The organism is Pseudomonas sp. NPDC089918, assembly GCF_050280605.1.
Classification (GTDB): Bacteria; Pseudomonadota; Gammaproteobacteria; order Pseudomonadales; family Pseudomonadaceae; genus Aquipseudomonas.
Window position 1 is genome coordinate 115400 of sequence record NZ_JBNNVP010000016.1, and the last position, 17240, is coordinate 132639.

Annotated in this window: 18 protein-coding genes; 9 read left to right on the top strand and 9 right to left on the bottom strand. The window is 60.1% G+C overall.

Translation table 11 applies throughout. The annotated features are described in order from the left end of the window. Positions 1-192: 192 nt before the first annotated feature. From ACQKPC_RS13980 to ACQKPC_RS14000, 5 genes are all read left to right on the top strand, one after another. Positions 193-1107, top strand: coding sequence for an ABC transporter permease subunit (locus ACQKPC_RS13980; protein ID WP_192345939.1), 915 nt, complete (start codon positions 193-195; stop codon positions 1105-1107). Between the two features lie 3 nt (positions 1108-1110). Then, a complete protein-coding gene (gene livM / locus ACQKPC_RS13985) occupies positions 1111-2394 on the top strand; it encodes a high-affinity branched-chain amino acid ABC transporter permease LivM (RefSeq protein ID WP_008009773.1) in 1284 nt (427 codons plus the stop codon). Then, positions 2391-3263, top strand: a complete 873-nt coding sequence (locus tag ACQKPC_RS13990) for an ABC transporter ATP-binding protein (RefSeq protein WP_008009771.1) — start codon at positions 2391-2393, stop codon at positions 3261-3263. Before livM ends, ACQKPC_RS13990 begins: the two co-directional genes overlap by 4 nt. Then, positions 3260-3976, top strand: a complete 717-nt coding sequence (locus ACQKPC_RS13995) for an ABC transporter ATP-binding protein (RefSeq protein WP_007902726.1) — start codon at positions 3260-3262, stop codon at positions 3974-3976. The genes ACQKPC_RS13990 and ACQKPC_RS13995 overlap by 4 nt, the downstream gene beginning before the upstream one ends. A gap of 832 nt (positions 3977-4808) precedes the next feature. Continuing rightward, positions 4809-5570: an SDR family oxidoreductase gene (locus tag ACQKPC_RS14000; RefSeq protein WP_095634036.1), complete on the top strand. Its 762-nt coding sequence runs from the start codon at positions 4809-4811 to the stop codon at positions 5568-5570. A gap of 122 nt (positions 5571-5692) precedes the next feature. Here ACQKPC_RS14000 and ACQKPC_RS14005 read toward each other — a convergent pair whose 3' ends face one another. From ACQKPC_RS14005 to ACQKPC_RS14035, 7 genes are all read right to left on the bottom strand, one after another. Continuing rightward, positions 5693-6820, bottom strand: a complete 1128-nt coding sequence (locus tag ACQKPC_RS14005; protein WP_427625142.1) for an AGE family epimerase/isomerase — start codon at positions 6818-6820, stop codon at positions 5693-5695. A gap of 201 nt (positions 6821-7021) precedes the next feature. Beyond that, complete coding sequence (locus ACQKPC_RS14010) at positions 7022-7594, bottom strand: HupE/UreJ family protein (RefSeq protein WP_427625143.1); 573 nt, start codon at positions 7592-7594, stop codon at positions 7022-7024. Between the two features lie 28 nt (positions 7595-7622). Further along, positions 7623-8237, bottom strand: a complete 615-nt coding sequence (gene ureG, locus ACQKPC_RS14015; protein WP_007902730.1) for an urease accessory protein UreG — start codon at positions 8235-8237, stop codon at positions 7623-7625. A gap of 24 nt (positions 8238-8261) precedes the next feature. Beyond that, positions 8262-8936: an urease accessory protein UreF gene (locus ACQKPC_RS14020; protein WP_427625144.1), complete on the bottom strand. Its 675-nt coding sequence runs from the start codon at positions 8934-8936 to the stop codon at positions 8262-8264. After that, on the bottom strand, positions 8933-9433 hold the full coding sequence (ureE, locus tag ACQKPC_RS14025) for an urease accessory protein UreE (RefSeq protein ID WP_427625146.1): 501 nt from the start codon (positions 9431-9433) through the stop codon (positions 8933-8935). The genes ACQKPC_RS14020 and ureE overlap by 4 nt, the downstream gene beginning before the upstream one ends. Positions 9434-9736: 303 nt before the next feature. Beyond that, complete coding sequence (locus ACQKPC_RS14030) at positions 9737-10369, bottom strand: TetR family transcriptional regulator (protein WP_007902733.1); 633 nt, start codon at positions 10367-10369, stop codon at positions 9737-9739. A 156-nt stretch (positions 10370-10525) separates the two neighbouring features. Beyond that, the gene (locus tag ACQKPC_RS14035; RefSeq protein ID WP_427625148.1) at positions 10526-11038 is read right to left on the bottom strand and encodes a hypothetical protein; all 513 of its coding nucleotides are present in this window, start codon (positions 11036-11038) and stop codon (positions 10526-10528) included. 387 nt (positions 11039-11425) lie between these two features. On the opposite strand from ACQKPC_RS14035, the gene ACQKPC_RS14040 reads away from it, so the two are divergent. Continuing rightward, entirely contained in the window at positions 11426-13501 is a 2076-nt protein-coding gene (locus ACQKPC_RS14040) for an AsmA family protein (RefSeq protein ID WP_427625149.1), read from the top strand. A 140-nt stretch (positions 13502-13641) separates the two neighbouring features. Here ACQKPC_RS14040 and ACQKPC_RS14045 read toward each other — a convergent pair whose 3' ends face one another. Next, a complete protein-coding gene (locus tag ACQKPC_RS14045) occupies positions 13642-14586 on the bottom strand; it encodes a LysR substrate-binding domain-containing protein (RefSeq protein WP_427625150.1) in 945 nt (314 codons plus the stop codon). 123 nt (positions 14587-14709) lie between these two features. On the opposite strand from ACQKPC_RS14045, the gene ACQKPC_RS14050 reads away from it, so the two are divergent. The 3 genes from ACQKPC_RS14050 (at position 14710) to ACQKPC_RS14060 (ending at position 16651) form a co-directional block, all read left to right on the top strand. Then, the gene (locus ACQKPC_RS14050) at positions 14710-15348 is read left to right on the top strand and encodes an FMN-dependent NADH-azoreductase (RefSeq protein WP_427625151.1); all 639 of its coding nucleotides are present in this window, start codon (positions 14710-14712) and stop codon (positions 15346-15348) included. Next, positions 15349-15654 (top strand): DMT family transporter, encoded by a 306-nt coding sequence (locus ACQKPC_RS14055; RefSeq protein WP_052965895.1) that lies wholly within the window; start codon positions 15349-15351, stop codon positions 15652-15654. 106 nt (positions 15655-15760) lie between these two features. Next, entirely contained in the window at positions 15761-16651 is an 891-nt protein-coding gene (locus ACQKPC_RS14060; protein WP_427625152.1) for an esterase/lipase family protein, read from the top strand. A 124-nt stretch (positions 16652-16775) separates the two neighbouring features. Here ACQKPC_RS14060 and ACQKPC_RS14065 read toward each other — a convergent pair. Further along, the coding region (locus ACQKPC_RS14065; RefSeq protein WP_427625153.1) for a DMT family transporter at positions 16776-17240 on the bottom strand (465 nt) is incomplete at its 5' end.

Below are 17240 nucleotides of genomic sequence, written 5' to 3' on the forward strand. Positions count from 1 at the left end.
TGCTCGCGAAGACGGACTGACAGACAGCAGCTTTGTTGAATGTTCAACCGCTTTCGCGAGCAGGCTCGCTCCCACACGGAATCAGTGGGGCCAGGCTGATCGTGGCTGACATTGCTCCGACGTAAATCTGTATTTTTCCTAGAAGAACCGCACATCACTGGTGTGCAGGTTCTCACTGCGTGAGATTGCGTTATGGATGGTATTTTCCTGCAGCAACTGGTCAACGGCCTGACCCTCGGGTCGGTCTATGGCCTGATCGCCATCGGCTACACAATGGTCTATGGCATCATCGGCATGATCAACTTCGCCCACGGCGAGGTTTACATGATTTCCGCTTACCTCGCGGCAATCAGTCTGGCTCTGCTGGCATACTTCGGTATTGAATCCTTCCCCCTGCTGATGCTTGGCACACTGGTCTTCACCATCATCGTCACGGCGGTGTATGGCTGGGTCATCGAGCGCGTCGCCTACAAACCGCTGCGCAACTCCACCCGACTGGCACCGCTGATCAGCGCCATCGGTATTTCGCTGATCCTGCAAAACTATGCACAGATTGCCCAAGGCGCCCGTCAACAAGGCGTACCGACACTGCTGACCGGTGCATGGCGAGTTGAAGTCGGGACCGGCTTCGTCCAGCTTACCTACACCAAGATCTTCATTCTGGTCGCAGCGTTTGTCGGCATGGCCCTGCTGACCTACGTCATCAAGTACACCAAGCTCGGCCGTATGTGCCGCGCCACCCAGCAAGACCGCAAGATGGCCTCGATCCTGGGGATCAACACCGATCGCGTCATTTCCTACGTGTTCATCATCGGTGCGGCGATGGCGGCCCTGGCCGGCGTGCTGATCACCATGAACTACGGCACGTTCGACTTCTACGCGGGCTTCATCATTGGCATCAAGGCGTTCACCGCCGCGGTACTCGGCGGGATCGGCTCTCTGCCAGGGGCAATGCTTGGCGGGATCATTCTCGGGATCTCCGAGTCGCTGTTCTCTGGCTTGGTCAACTCGGACTACAAAGACGTTTTCAGCTTCTCGCTGCTCGTTCTCGTTCTGGTCTTTCGGCCCCAAGGCCTGCTCGGCCGTCCTCTTGTGTCGAAGGTGTAAGCGATGTCTTCAACCACTAAAAAAACCATTGATCTCAAAAGAAGCCTGGTTGACGCGATTCTTGCCGGCCTGGTGGCCCTGATTGTGTTCGGCCCGATTGTTGGCGTGGTCCTCGACGGCTACGGCTTCAACCTGGAAGCGACCCGGGTGGCATGGATTGTCGCCATCGTCATGGCTGGCCGCTTTGCCTTGAGCCTGTTCCTGCAAACCCCCAAGGGCCTGAGAATTCTCGAAGGCTTTGAAAGCACTGGCTCCGGGGTTCATGTACTGCCGCCTGATTACAAATCCCGCTTGCGCTGGATCATCCCGGTGATGATCGTCATCGCCGTGGTGTTCCCGTTTTTCTCCAACTCCTACCTGCTGGGCGTGGTCATCCTCGGGCTGATCTACGTTCTATTGGGGCTGGGGCTGAACATCGTGGTCGGCCTGGCCGGCCTGCTCGACCTCGGTTATGTGGCGTTCTACGCCATTGGTGCCTACGGCCTGGCGCTCGGTTATCAATACCTGGGGCTGGGTTTCTGGACGGTGCTGCCGCTGGCGGCAATTACTGCCGGGTTGGCCGGTTGCATTCTCGGTTTCCCGGTGCTGCGCCTGCACGGTGACTACCTGGCGATCGTGACCCTGGGTTTTGGTGAAATCATCCGGTTGATCCTCAATAACTGGCTGTCCCTGACCGGCGGCCCGAACGGCATGGCGGCTCCGTTGCCAACCTTCTTCGGCCTTGAGTTCGGCAAAAGGGCGAAAGAGGGTGGGGTGCCGTTCCATGAGTTTTTCGGCATCGCCTATAACCCGGACGTGAAGTATTACTTCATCTACGCGGTGTTGTTCCTGGTGGTACTGGCCGTGCTGCATATCAAGCACCGCTTGACCCGGATGCCGGTCGGCCGAGCGTGGGAAGCGTTGCGTGAAGACGAAATCGCCTGCCGTTCCATGGGGCTGAACCATGTACTGGTCAAGCTCTCGGCGTTCACTATCGGCGCATCGACTGCCGGCCTGGCGGGTGTGTTCTTCGCTACTTATCAGGGGTTCGTCAACCCGACCTCGTTCACCTTCTTCGAATCGGCATTGATCCTCGCCATTGTGGTGCTCGGCGGCATGGGCTCGACCATCGGCGTGGTAATTGCGGCGTTCGTGCTGACTGTAGCCCCGGAACTGCTGCGCGGCTTCGCTGAGTATCGCGTGCTGCTGTTCGGCATCCTGATGGTATTGATGATGATCTGGCGACCGCGCGGCCTGATTCGGATCAGCCGTACCGGTGTGACCCCGCGTAAAGGAGTAGCGCCATGAGCGAAGTCGTACTCTCGGTAGACAAACTGATGATGCACTTTGGCGGCATCAAGGCTCTGAGCGATGTCAGCCTGAAGGTCAAGCGCAACTCGATCTTCGCCCTGATCGGCCCCAACGGCGCCGGCAAGACCACCGTGTTCAACTGCTTGACCGGATTCTACAAAGCGTCCGGCGGGCATATTGAACTCAACACCCGCGGTGTGAAAACCGACGTCATCAAAATGCTCGGGGAACCGTTCAAGGCCGTCGATTTCGTTTCACCCAAAAGCTTTATCAACCGACTCCGCTACAAGATGTTCGGTGGCACGCACCTGATCAACCGTGCCGGTCTGGCGCGGACTTTCCAGAACATTCGCCTGTTCAGGGAAATGTCGGTGCTGGAAAACCTGCTGGTGGCCCAGCATATGTGGGTCAACCGCGGCATGCTGGCCGGCATCCTCAACACCAAGGGTTACCGCAAGGCCGAAAGCGATGCGCTGGACCATGCGTTCTACTGGCTGGAAGTGGTGGATCTGGTGGACTGCGCCAACCGCCTGGCCGGTGAGCTGTCCTACGGTCAGCAGCGCCGTCTGGAGATCGCCCGGGCCATGTGTACCCGGCCGCAGATCATCTGCCTCGACGAACCGGCCGCCGGCCTCAACCCTCAGGAAACCGAAGCGCTGAGCGCGATGATCCGGCTGCTGCGCGACGAGCACGATCTGACCGTGGTGCTGATCGAACACGACATGGGCATGGTAATGAGCATTTCCGACCACATCGTTGTACTGGACCACGGCGTTGTCATTGCCGAGGGCGGGCCTGAAGCGATTCGACACGATCCGAAAGTGATTGCCGCCTACCTGGGCGCCGAAGAAGAGGAAGTGGTATGAGTAAACCCATCCTCGAACTCAAGGATCTGGACGTGTTCTACGGGCCGATCCAGGCCCTGAAGAAAGTCTCGTTGCACATCAATGAAGGTGAAACCGTCAGCCTGATCGGCTCCAACGGCGCCGGCAAATCGACCCTGCTGATGTCGATCTTCGGCCAGCCACGGGCGGCTGACGGGCAAATCGTCTATCAGGGTGTGGATATCACCCATAAGTCGTCCCACTACATCGCGTCCAACGGTATCGCTCAATCGCCGGAAGGTCGGCGAGTGTTCCCTGACATGACCGTCGAGGAAAACCTGTTGATGGGTACGATTCCAATCGGTGACAAGTACGCCAAGGAAGACATGCAGCGCATGTTCGAGTTGTTTCCACGGCTCGAAGAGCGGCGTACCCAACGCGCCATGACCATGTCCGGCGGCGAGCAACAAATGCTTGCCATCGCCCGGGCGCTCATGAGTCGGCCAAAGCTGTTGCTGCTCGATGAGCCGAGCCTGGGGCTGGCGCCGATTGTGGTGAAACAGATCTTCGCGACCCTGCGGGAACTGGCCAGCACCGGTATGACCATCTTCCTGGTGGAGCAGAATGCCAACCACGCTCTCAAGTTGTCGGACCGGGCCTACGTGATGGTCAACGGCGAGATCCGCCTCAGCGGCACCGGCAAGGAGCTGCTGGTGAACGATGAGGTGCGTAACGCCTACCTCGGCGGCCACTAGACCGAAGAGCCCAAAAAACGCCCTGACGCACTCAACGTCAGGGCGTTTTTTTATGCCCGCAGAATCCCCCGTAGGAGCTGCCGAAGGCTGCGATCTTTTGATCTTGCTTTGAGGTGTTTGTGGAAAAGATCGCAGCCTTCGGCAGCTCCTACACAGGATGGTGCTTTGAGGTAAAGAGAAATTGTGGAAAACAATATTCACGACCTCTCAAAGCGCGACATAAAGCCGCTGCAAATTACTGTTTTATCACGGTTTTGACTTGTCCCCGTTTGCTGTGGAGCTGGCTGTGAATAACGTGGGAGTAGCTGGCTGCAAGCCTTTGAATCCGTGGCTTGCAGCGATGTGATTGTTTTTTGATCAGGTGTTTTTGCTGGACCTCGAGCCGGCTTTGTCAACCTTTTTGTTAGAAGCAAATACGGTATGAATCGAGGTGGACAAGCCTGTGGATAAGTCTGTGGTTAAACTCTGGAAAGAGTCGGCTGAGGGCCGTAATTACTGGCTTGGAGCCATCGTCAATTTGACCGCCCGGTCGTGCAAATTGCCCGGGGTTACACAGCAAGCACCCGAGGGTCAAGCAAAAAACTTTCTAATCTGCCCGCAAAGCCTTATAGGCAGCGGCTTGCAGCTTTTGCACTTGCCCCCGGAAACTGTGGACCGGCCTGTGGATAAGGTGCGCGTACATGGCTGCAAGCCACAGCCCATATGGCGTTGCCGGTGTTGATTGTTTTTTGTACGGTTTTTGCGATGGTTGCCGCTGTGGACAAGGCCGGGCATGCTGGCAACTGATTTTCTATTCCAAGGGCTGTCGATCAGCCGAAGCAAGGAGAACACGATGTCCAACACCCTGTTTATTACCGGCGCGACTTCCGGTTTTGGTGAAGCCTGCGCCCGTCGTTTTGCCGAAGCCGGCTGGAAACTGGTGCTGACAGGTCGTCGTGAAGAGCGCCTCAATGCCCTGTGCGCCGAGTTGTCGAAGCAGACCGAGGTTCATGGCCTGGTGCTTGACGTACGGGATCGCAAGGCCATGGAGGAGGCGATTGCCAACCTGCCGCCGTCCTTCGCCAAGCTGCGCGGGCTGATCAACAACGCCGGCCTGGCCTTGGGCGTGGACCCGGCTCCCAAGTGCGATCTTGATGATTGGGACACCATGGTCGACACCAACATCAAAGGCCTGATGTACAGCACTCGCCTGTTGTTGCCGCGATTGATCGCTCACGGTCGTGGCGCCAGCATCGTCAACCTCGGTTCCATCGCCGGCAACTACCCGTACCCGGGCAGTCACGTGTATGGCGCGAGCAAGGCGTTCGTCAAACAGTTCTCCCTGAACCTGCGTTGCGACCTGCAAGGGACTGGCGTGCGGGTCAGCAATATCGAACCGGGCCTGTGCGAGAGCGAGTTCTCGCTGGTGCGTTTCGCCGGTGACCAAGAGCGTTACAACGCCACTTACGCCGGCGCCGAGCCGATCCAGCCGCAAGACATCGCCGAGACCATTTTCTGGGTGCTCAACGCACCGGCCCACATCAACATCAACAGCCTTGAGCTGATGCCGGTGAGCCAGACCTGGAGCGGGTTTGCGATTGAGCGTAAGGCGTAAGGCCGAGTAACGGCCAATCGCGAGCAGGCTCGCTCCCACAGTAGATCTCCTTTGACCGCACTACTTGTGAACAACAGAGATCAAATGTGGGAGCGAGCCTGCTCGCGATAGCTATCTCTCAGTCAGCGCAAATACTCGGCCAGCCCGCGATAGCAGGTCGCCAAGTGATAAGGCGTAGTCGAAGGCATGTCCTTGCGGCTCACTTCGCCCTGCTCATCGCGACACTCATACCAGCCGCCCGCATGCAAAAAGCGCTGTTGCAGCGCCTGCAATTGGCGCTGCACAGAGGCTTCGCTGCCCGGGCGCAAGGTCAGGGCGCGCAGGTATTCGGCCTGGGCCCAGATGCGTTGGGTCGCATCACGAGGATGGTCGTCCAGTTCCAGCATCGCGCGCACAGCACCTGTGTGCTGATCCACACCCAGTTGCTCGGTCAGCGTAAAGGCGTGGTCCAGCGAGGCATGCAGTCTGGAGCCGCGCAGCAAGGGTGAGGACTCCAGCAGGAAATACCATTCGAACTGATGGCCCGGCTCGAACCAGTTATCCACAGCCCCAAGCGGCTTTTCCATCAACACCGCGTGTTGCGGGTCGATGAAACGCTGTTGCATGGCTGTGCATAACTCGACAAGCGCGCCCTGCACAGCAACGTCCTCACGCACCGAAAGGATGGCGAGGAAGGCTTCGGCCAAATGCATCAATGGATTCTGCAGCGGCCCGGAGTTGAGCGAGGACCAATCACGGTCCAGGCTCGCTTCGTACAGGCCGTCGCCTGTGGCGAAGCGCTGCGCCAACACTTCCAGCGTGGCGTTGAGTACCGACTCCACCAGCGGTTCGCGAACCTTGTCCCAATAATGGGCGCAGGCGAACAGGATGAAGGCGTGGGTGTAGAGGTCTTTGCGCTGATCCAGCGGCTCACCTTGCGGGTCGATGCTGTAGAACCAGCCGCCATGCTCGGCATCGTGGAAATGCTGTTGCAAGGAGCGGAACAGCGCCGCCGCCCGTTCTTCGGCCTGAGGCACTTGGCCAATCAGGCTGGAAAACAGGTACAGCTGCCGCGCGCAAGCCATGGCCCGATAGCGCTGCGGTGGCAGCGGCTGATGCTCGGCGTCCAGCGCTTCATAGGGCAATGCCATGTCGGCATTCCAGCCGGGGCCTTGCCAGAGCGGCACGATCACGTCCTGGAAGTGCTGTTGCACCGAGGCGAACAGGGCGGTCAATTCAGGCTGGGAAGCGGAGCGGGAAACATGCGGCATTGGCTGGCGTCGTCACGGCAGGGGCGATTGCGCGACATGGTAGCAGAGAGGCAGGCTTGAGAGAGGCGGTGTCTGATCGGACGCTATCGCGGGCAAGCCCGCTCCCACAGGGATCATCGGTATTCACACGATCTGTGCTGGCGGCGAATATCCTGTGGGAGCGGGCTTGCTCGCGAAGAGGCTGGTTCAGGCGCTAGAGAATCAACCCGCCAGCAACCACACCCCAGTCGCCGCCGAAGCCGCCCCCGCCAACCGAACCAGTGGTGCGGCAGCCTGAGGCAAGACGCGAACCACCGCATATCCCGCTGCATGCAAAGCTGCCGTCGCCACCACAAACCCAGCCGCATACGCCCAAGGGCTGGACATGTCCGGCAATTCCAGGCCATGCGCCACACCATGGAACAGCGCGAACAACGCAGTCGCACCCACCGCCACGCTCAGCGGCGGACGCACCGCCAAAGCCACTGCCAGGCCCAACGCCAATACCGATGCCGCAATCCCGCCCTCCAGCGCCGGCAGGTTCAACCCTTCAAAGCCCAGCAGCCCGCCGATCAGCATAGTGCCCACGAACGTGCAGGGCAGCGCCCAGCGCGCCGGACCTTTTTGCTGCGCGGCCCACAACCCTACGGCAACCATCGCCAACAAATGATCGAGGCCACCAATCGGATGGCTGATGCCAGCGATCAAGCCATTGTCGCCGTGGCCCGGATGAGCGAACGCGATGGCCGGGGTCAGCAGCAGGGCCATGGCGCCCAGAATGCGTTTCAGTGTCATGGATAAGCTTCCTTGTTGATAAATGTGATCAGGCCGCAGTCAGCAAGCCCTGGCGTTCGATGAAGGCGATGATCGCTTCCAGACCCTGGCCGGTTTTCTGGTTGCTGAAGACGAACGGTTTGCCGTTGCGCATGCGTTGGGTGTCGCTGTCCATCAGCTCTAGCGAGGCGCCTACCAGCGGCGCGAGGTCGATCTTGTTGATCACCAGCAAATCGGATTTGCAGATCCCCGGCCCGCCCTTGCGCGGCAGTTTGTCGCCGGCCGAGACGTCGATCACGTAAATGGTCAGGTCGGACAGTTCCGGACTGAAGGTTGCCGAGAGGTTGTCGCCACCGGACTCCACCAGGATCAGGTCCAGCCCCGGGAAGCGCCGGTTCAGTTGATCCACGGCTTCGAGGTTGATCGAGGCGTCTTCGCGGATCGCCGTGTGCGGGCAACCGCCAGTTTCCACACCGATGATCCGCTCCGGTGCCAGCGCTTCGTTGCGCACCAGGAAGTCGGCGTCTTCGCGGGTGTAGATGTCGTTGGTCACGACGGCCAGGTTGTAGCGGTCGCGCAGGGCCAGGCACAGGGCCAGGGTCAGGGCGGTTTTGCCGGAACCGACCGGGCCGCCGATGCCGACGCGCAGAGGTTGTGTGTTCATGTGATTCTCCAAAAGTAACAGGCCCTAGGAACGGAACAGACGGCTGTACTGGCGCTCATGGGCCATGCACGCCAGGGACAGGCCGAAAGCGGCGCTGCCAGAGTGTTCGGGGTTGATTCGGGTGGCGTCTTGCTGCGCCTGTTGCAGCAGCGGCAGCAGTTCACTGGTCAGGCGCTGCGCGGCTTGCTGGCCCAGGGGCAGGGTTTTCATCAACACCGCCAATTGGTTTTCCAGCCAGCTCCAGAGCCAGGCGGCCAGCGCATCTTGCGGGCTGATCTGCCAGGCGCGGGCCGCCAGCGCCCAGCCAAGGGCCAGGTGTGGTTCAGGGCATTGGACGAGAAAGGCCCGGGCCGGCGCATCCAGTTCCGGTAAACCGTTGAGCAGTTGCTTCAACGAATAGCCCATCTGCCGGCTTTCCTGATGCAGCTCGCGGGTTTCCCGGCTGGCGCGATGTTCTTCGCAGCGTTGCAGCAGTTCGGCCCAGTTTTCTTCGGCCGCAGCAGTGCAATGGGCGAGCAGTAGCGGCGCTTCGAAACGCGCCAGGTTCAGCAGCAACTGATCGCTGATCCAGCGCCGCGCGCTGTCGGGATCGTCCACTCGGCCGTTATCCACAGCCATCTCCAAACCCTGGGAATAGCTGTAGCCGCCAATCGGCAGCTGCGGGCTGGCCAGACGCAGCAGCGCCCAGGCCGGGTTCATAAGCGCACGCCGAACTGGTGCAGTTTCGGCGGGTAGTTGAAATCCTCGTCACCGTGCCGCGAATGGTGATGGCCGCCGCCGTAGGCACCGTGTTCCGGCTGGAATGGCGCTTCGATGTTCTCGGCTTTGGCGCCTAGTTGCTCGAGCATGGCCTTGAGCACGTAATCGTCGAGCAGGCGCAACCAGCCATCGCCGACCTGCAGGGCCACATGGCGGTTGCCCAGGTGATAGGCGGCGCGGGTCAGTTCGAAAGCGTTGGCGCAGGTGACGTGCAGCAGTTGTTCGGGGCGAGCACAGACGCGAACCACGCGCCCGTCTTCGGCTTGCAGGCATTCACCGTCATACAGTGGCGGCTGGCCGCGCTCCAAAAACAACCCGACGTCTTCGCCCTCGGCACTGAAACAGCGCAAGCGGCTTTTGCTCCGGGCTTCGAAGGCCAGGTGCAACTCGGCGGCCCAGACGGGTTGAGGGTCGATTCTGCGATGAATCACCAGCATCGGAAGGCTTCCAGCAATGGACAATGCTCAGGGATAGAGCAAGGGGCTTGCCAATCGGGTGCGACGTGGGAAATGCCTGTCGGAGTGCGGGGGGATGATTCAGGAAGTGGCGTGCTTTGGCTGGGATTGGTGCGTGCGGGGAGGGTTGTGCGCAAAGTTGGTGCGTGCGCGGTGCTCCAGATCGTTCCCACGCTCTGCGTGGGAATGCAGCCCGGGACGCTCTGCGTCCCAAGAGCGGACGCAGAGCGTCCATTGAGGCATTCCCACGCAGAGCGTGGGAACGATCATCAGTGACAAAGGGGGTTACTCGGTACTACCGAGCCCTTGCCAATGTTTGAGGCCGATAAAGATAAACCGCAGCTGCTGAGTGATTTTCGCCTGAGGCGTCAGATGATCCGGCAACGCCTGCGCCGGCGGATCGATAATGTCCGGCAAGGTGGCGAACACGCTTTTAACAATCAGATCAGCCATGACGCTCAAGCCTGCGATGTCCAGATGCTGCAGTTTGGGCATCAGCGACAAGTCCGCCGCCAGGTCCGAGCTGATGTCTTCGCGCAAGCGGCCAATGGCCTGGCGCACCGGCAGTGAGCCGCCGTACTGCTCGCGGGCAAGAAACAGGAACTGCGAGCGATTGGCGGTAACCACGTCGAGAAAGATCCGCACCGAGGCGTCGATGATGCCACCCATGACGAACTCGTTATGGCGCACCAGGCGGATGGTTTCACGGAAGGTCTGACCGACTTCGCTCACCAGCACCAAGCCCAGTTCATCCATATCGGCGAAATGCCGGTAAAAACCGGTGGGTACGATCCCGGCGGTTCTGGTCACTTCGCGCAGGCTTAGGCTGCCGAATCCTCGGCCGCTTTCCATCAAGTGGCGGGCAGCGTCCATCAGGGCGTTGCGGGTCTGTTGTTTCTGTTCGGCGCGGGGCAGCATCGCAAGGGTGTTTTCTGGACAAGACAGCGGCGCACTCTAGCAAATCGGCTTCGCTTGCGTCGAACGACTATCGGGAGATCACGCGGGGAAATGCAGCGTCTATAAAGTCAAAAGCCCAATCCGCAGATTGGGCTTTTTTTCGGGGCCGCCATGGGCTTAGCTCACAGCGCTGTTGCGTTCGATCACACGGTCACCACCACCTTCAGCCAGGGTCTGGCCTTGTGGAGTGCGGTCGGAACCGTCGGCAGCCAGGGTCTGGCCTTGTGGAGTGCGGTCGGAACCGTCAGCAGCCAGGGTTTGGCCTTGTGGAGTGCGATCGGAACCGTCAGCAGCCAGGGTCTGGCCTTGTGGAGTGCGGCTGGAACCGTCGGCAGCCAAGGTCTGGCCTTGTGGAGTGCGATCGGAACCGTCAGCGGCCAGAGTTTGACCTTGTGGAGTGCGATCCGAGCCATCTTGAGTGATCAGGCCTTTTTCTTTCAGGCGATCATTACCACCTTCGGCCAAGGTCTGGCCCTGTGGTGTGCGGTCGGAACCATCGGCGGCAACGGTCTGGCTGAACACCGAGCGGCTGTCTTTGACTTGTGGAGTGGGTTGATCAGCAGCCGGCAAAGCAAAAGCGGTGCTGGCTAACATCGAGAGGGTCAGGCTAAGCAGTAATTCGCGTTTCATGATGGGGTGCTCCTTGGGAGGGCGATAAAGTGGGTACGAGGGCAATGCTACTCTCGATAAGTCGATACAAAAGTTCATAAACGCAATGGTAATAATCAACAGAATTGATTGTTCGGCCGCGGCGCTCTAGAACGGGCGTTTCCGGCGAGCTTTTTTGCACTGAGGTGGGTATTTTCAACCCACTCTCGCCTCGCAGAAGTGCGGGTGCGGTAACGCCGGATGAGGGAGCAGGGTGTCCCCGGCCGATTATTTGAGTGTTAAGTGCTTATTCGGTTAAACCTGCGCGCCATTTCCCAGTCCTAGATGTCATGGCAGGCCGGTTCTGGCCTAACGTTTCATCAGTGCGTCGCTGTCGGGGCGCTCAGTCGTATTCAGGAGCCCTGTGCAATGACGCGCACTCGTAAAATTCTTGCCTGGACCTTCGCCAGCCTCGTTGTCCTGCTGGCCGTCCTGGTGCTGATCATCGCGTTCTTCGATTGGAACCGAATCAAACTGCCCCTGAGCGACAAAGTGTCCGAAGAACTGCATCGTCCGTTCGCCATCAATGGCAACTTTGCGGTGGTCTGGCAGCGCGAGTCTGATGAGGGCGGCTGGCGGGCCTGGGTGCCGTGGCCGCATGTGGTGGCTGAGGACCTGACCCTGGGCAATCCGGACTGGTCGAAACAACCGCAGATGGCCACCCTCAAACGCGTTGAGCTGCGCATTTCACCGCTGGCCCTGCTGGCGCAGCGGGTGGTGATCCCGCGCATCGACCTGAGCGAACCCAATGCCGACCTGCAGCGTCTGGCCGACGGCCGCGCCAACTGGACGTTCAAGTTCGACCCCAAAGACCCGAACACCGAACCTTCGAACTGGGTGCTGGACATCGGCGCCATAGGCTTCGACAAGGGCCACGTCACGCTCGACGACCAGAAGCTGAAGACTCAGCTTGATCTGCTCATCGATCCGTTGGGAAAACCGATTCCGTTCAGCGACATTGTCGGAGACAAAGCGGCAAAAAAAGCGGTTGAAAAGGGCGGTTCGCCGCAGGATTACGCATTCGCATTGAAGGTCAAAGGCCAATACCACGGTCAGAATCTCGCGGGCGAGGGCAAGACCGGCGGCCTGCTGGCTTTACAGGACGCCTCCAAGCCGTTCTCGCTTCAGGCGCAAGTGAAGATCGCCGACACCAGCGTCGAGCTGGCCGGTACGCTCACCGATCCATTGAACCTCGGCGCCCTGGATTTGCGCCTGAAACTGGCCGGTGCCAGCCTGGGCAATCTCTATCCACTGATCGGCGTAACGCTTCCGGATACCCCGCCGTACGCCACCGACGGGCATTTGATTGCCAAGCTGCATGAGCCGGGCGGGGCGGTGTACCGCTATGAGGCGTTCAACGGCAAGATCGGCGAGAGCGACATCCATGGCAACCTGACCTACGTGGCGAGCCAGCCGAGGCCCAAACTCAGCGGGGCGCTGGAGTCCAATCAACTGCTGTTTACCGACCTGGCCCCATTGATCGGTGCCGATTCCAACGCCAGGCAAGAGGCCCGCGGCGGTGAAAGCAAGCAGCCGGCAGACAAGCTGTTACCCGTCGAGGAATTCAGGACTGAACGTTGGCGCGACATGGACGCAGATGTGGAATTCACCGGAAAACGCATCGTCCACAGCGCAAAACTGCCATTCAACGATCTCTACACGCACTTGGTGCTGACGGATGGTGTGCTCAGCCTCGAGCCCCTGCGTTTCGGCGTGGCTGGCGGCAATCTGGATGCGCAGATTCGTCTGAACGGGCGCGCAGAACCTTTGGAAGGCCGGGCCAAACTGACCGCGCGCAAGTTCAAGCTCAAGCAGCTGTTCCCCACCCTGGAACGGATGAAAACCAGTTTCGGTGAGCTCAATGGCGATGCCGACCTTACTGGGCGGGGCAACTCGGTGGCCAAACTGCTGGGCACTGCCGACGGTAATTTGAAGATGCTGATCAATGACGGCGCGATCAGTCGTGAGTTGATGGAGTTGGCGGGGCTCAACGTCGGCAACTATGTGGTCGGCAAGATCTTTGGCGACAAGGAAGTGAAGATCAACTGCGCGGCGGCCGATTTCGAGATCAAGGCCGGTCTGGCGACCACGCGGCTGTTCGTCTTCGATACCGAGAATGCAATCGTCTATGTCGACGGCACGGCGAACATGGCGACCGAGCAACTGGATCTGACTATCTCCCCGGAATCCAAGGGCTGGCGTTTGATTTCACTGCGTTCGCCGCTGTATGTGCGAGGAAAGTTCATCAAGCCGGATGCGGGCGTGAAACCGGTGCCGTTAATGCTGCGCGGGGCCGGGATGGTTGCGCTGGGTGTGATTGCCGCGCCGGCGGCGGGCTTGCTGGCGCTGATAGCGCCCAGCGGTGGTGAGCCGAATCAGTGTGCGCCGTTGCTGGAGCAGATGAAGGCCGGGAAGGCGCCGGTGACGGTCAAGCCCACCCAGTAACTTTCGGCGTCTGTGAAGACGCCATCGCGAGCAGGCTCGCTCCCACAATGGACCTGTGTTTACAGGAAAAATGTGGGAGCGAGCCTGCTCGCGATGGCGATATGCCCGACGCTACCGATCTTTCAGAATGCAATCGAAGCCTACAGAGGAACGAGTTCTCCCGTAGGCGCTGCCGCAGGCTGCGATCTTGGCAATAGACCAGACAATCGAGTCTCTTCCTGCAACCACGCAAAAAATGCCCGCACCGGCGGATGCCGTTCGCGGCCCGGTACGCACAGTGCGCTGTATCCGGCCCCGTCGACCTGAATATCCCCTCGATAAGGCAGCAGCAAACCGCTGGCCACACTTTCCGACACCAGAATGTTGCTCGCCAGCACCAGGCCTTGTCCGGCGATGGCGGCTTGCAGGGCGTAATGCTCTTCGTCGTACTCACGCACCGCCGGTTGTTCGGTCAGCCAGGTTTCGCCGGATCGTGCACACCAAGCCTCCCAGCCATGGGCGTACAGCTTGGAGTTGTGCCAGTGCACGCTGATCAGGGTCGGTACCCGATTGGCCGCCAGGGCCACTTGTTCAGGCGAGCCATAGACCCCGAAGGATTCATCGAACAGGCACAAACCATAAAGGTTCGGGTAATCGTCGAGGCTGTAACGCACCACCAGATCGACGCTGGCGTCCTGATGTAAATCGATCACTTCACAGTGAGTGTCCAGGCGCAGGCTGATGTTTGGATGGCGGGCGTAAAAACGCCCCAGCCGCGGTACCAGCCAGAGGGCGGCGAACGCAGCCGTGGTGGAAATCGTCAGGCTCGTGCCGCTGCGTTGCGGGCGCAAGGTATCGACGCTTTGCGCCACTTCCAGCAGGGCGCCGTGCAGGCTGCGGAACAGCCGTTCGCCGCACTCGGTGAGGCGCACCTGCCGTGGCAGTCGCTCGAACAACGGCACGCCGAGCCAGCTTTCCAGGGAGCGGATCTGATGGGAAACCGCCGTCGGCGTCACGGAGAGCTCTTCGGCGGCGGCTTTGAAGCTCAGCAGGCGCGAGGCGGATTCGAAGGCACGCAGGGCGGTCAGCGGCAACGAGGCAAACATTTTAGAACTCCATGGATGAAATGGATTCATCCAGACTGATTTTTGTTCATTTGAAGATAGACAGTCACGCGCTTCAAGCTGCAAGCACAAGCCGTTTCAGTTTAGCCCTTCAAGGAGATTCAGATGAGTAGAATTCTTGCCATTCACGCCAGCCCCCGTGGCGATCGTTCACATTCGCGGCGTCTGGCCGAGGTGTTTCTTTCCGCCTGGCAGGTCCGCAACCCACAGTCGCAATTGACCCGCCGTGAAGTCGGTCGGGCGTTGATCCCGGCCGTCAACGAAGCCTTTGTGGCGGCCGCTTTTCATCCAGAACCTGACGCGCGACCGCTGTCGATGCAGGCCGACCTGGCACTGAGCGATGAATTGGTGGGGGAGTTGCTCGGCCATGATCTGTTGGTGATTTCCACCCCGATGTACAACTTCAGCGTGCCCAGCGGCCTCAAGGCCTGGGTCGACCAGATTGTGCGACTCGGGCTGACGTTCAATCACACCCTGGACAACGGCATCGCGCAGTACGAACCGCTGGTGGGGGGCAAGAAGGCGTTGATCGTCACCAGTCGCGGTGGGTTCGGCTTCGGGCCGGGTGGTGAACTTGAGGCGATGAACCATGCCGATCCGTTTCTGCGCACCGCTTTGGGGTTCATCGGCATCACCGACGTCACCGTTGTCGCCGCCGAGGGCGAAGAATCTGCCGAACGAACTTTCCAGGTGTCCGTGGCCGAGGCCGAGCAGCGATTGCTGGCGCTGGCCAGGGAGTTCTAGATGGCCTGGTTGTTCTTGCTGATCGCCGCCGGGTTCGAGGTGACCTTCGCCATGGGCATGAAGTATGCCGAAGGCTTCACCCGGCTCTGGCCCTCAGTGATGACGGTGGTGGCCGCGGTGGGCGGGGTTTACTTTCTGACCTTGGCCATGCGCGAATTGCCGGTGAGCATCGCCTACCCGATCTGGACCGCCATCGGTTCACTGGGCACGGTGTTTCTCGGCTTTGCGCTGCTTGGCGAAAGCCTGACCGCGCTCAAGCTGGTGTCGGTCGGGCTGATAGTGGCGGGCGTGGTGGGGTTGAAGTGAGCGATGTCATAGACTGGTCGTTGAGTTGTCATCTTGGGTGACGATGCTTGGCTGACGCCTTGCATCCAGCCTTGCTTCATCTCACCGATCACAAGGATGTTCATCCATGTCGCAAGGTTCCGCCACGCGTTACCCGTTGGTACTGGTCCCGGGGATGCTCGGGTTTATCCGTTTGCTGCTCTATCCCTATTGGTACGGAATCATTTCGGCGCTGCGCCGGGATGGGGCGACCGTGATTGCGGTGCAGGTCTCGCCGCTCAACTCCACCGAGGTGCGCGGCGAGCAATTGTTGACACGGATCGAGGAGATTCTGCGCGAAACCGGGGCCGAGAAAGTCAACCTGATCGGTCACAGCCAGGGCTCGCTGACCGCCCGTTACGCTGCGGCAAAACGCCCGGACCAGGTGGCTTCGGTGACTTCGGTGGCCGGGCCGAATCACGGCTCGGAACTGGCGGACCATCTGCACACCCATTATCCGGCGGACAGCGCCAAGGGCCGGCTCCTGAGCTTTTTACTGTGGTTGATCAGCGCGTTGATGTGCCTGCTGGAAACCGGCTATCGCGGGCCGAAACTGCCGGTGGATATCCCGGCTTCACATCAATCCCTGACCACCGCGGGCGTGGCGCTGTTCAATCAGCGTTATCCACAGGGGCTGCCTGAAACCTGGGGCGGGCACGGCCCGGAAGTGGTCAACGGCGTGCGTTATTACTCCTGGTCCGGGACTTTACAACCGGGCAAGACCGATCGCGGGTGCAACCTGTTCGACGGGACCAATCGCAGTTGCCGGTTGTTTGCCAGGACCTTCGTGCGTGAGGCGGGGCATTGCGACGGGATGGTCGGGCGTTACAGCTCGCATTTGGGGACGGTGATCGGTGATGAATACCCGATGGATCACTTCGATATCGTCAACCAATCGCTCGGGTTGGTGGGCAAGGGGGCAGAGCCGGTGAGGTTGTTTGTCGAGCATGCGGCGCGGTTGAAAGCGGCCGGGGTTTAGCAGTCAAACCGCGTTATCGTTCATCGCGAGCAGGCTCGCTCCCACACTGGATATGCTGTGAGCACATAATTTGTGAACACCAGAGATCAACTGTGGGAGCGAGCCTGCTCGCGATGGCGCTAGATCAGGCAACGCGGATTTTACGGCCCAACACTGTCGTCCAGCGCTCCGACAAAATCACCCCACCCAACGTCAACACCCCACCCACCAGGTGATACAGCGCCAACTGCTCATGCAGCACCACCGCCGCAATCAGCGCGGTGATCAACGGCAGCAGATTGAAAAACAGCGTGGTCCGGCTCGGCCCCAGGCGCACCACGGCCTGCATCCACGCCAGCGGCGCAAGCATCGAGGCCAGCAGGCAGGCGTAGAGCACCAGCGGGATGTTCTGCAGGGTCGGGCCGACTTTCGGTGAGGCGAGGAACAGCGGAAACAGCACCACCACCGCGACCAACACCTGTAAATACAACAACACTAGCGGCGACAAACGCAGCTGCCATTTTTTCAGCAGGGTGCTGTAAATCGCATACGCCAGCGTGGCGATCAGCATCATCGCGTCACCCAGGTTCACCCCGTGTTCCAGCAACGC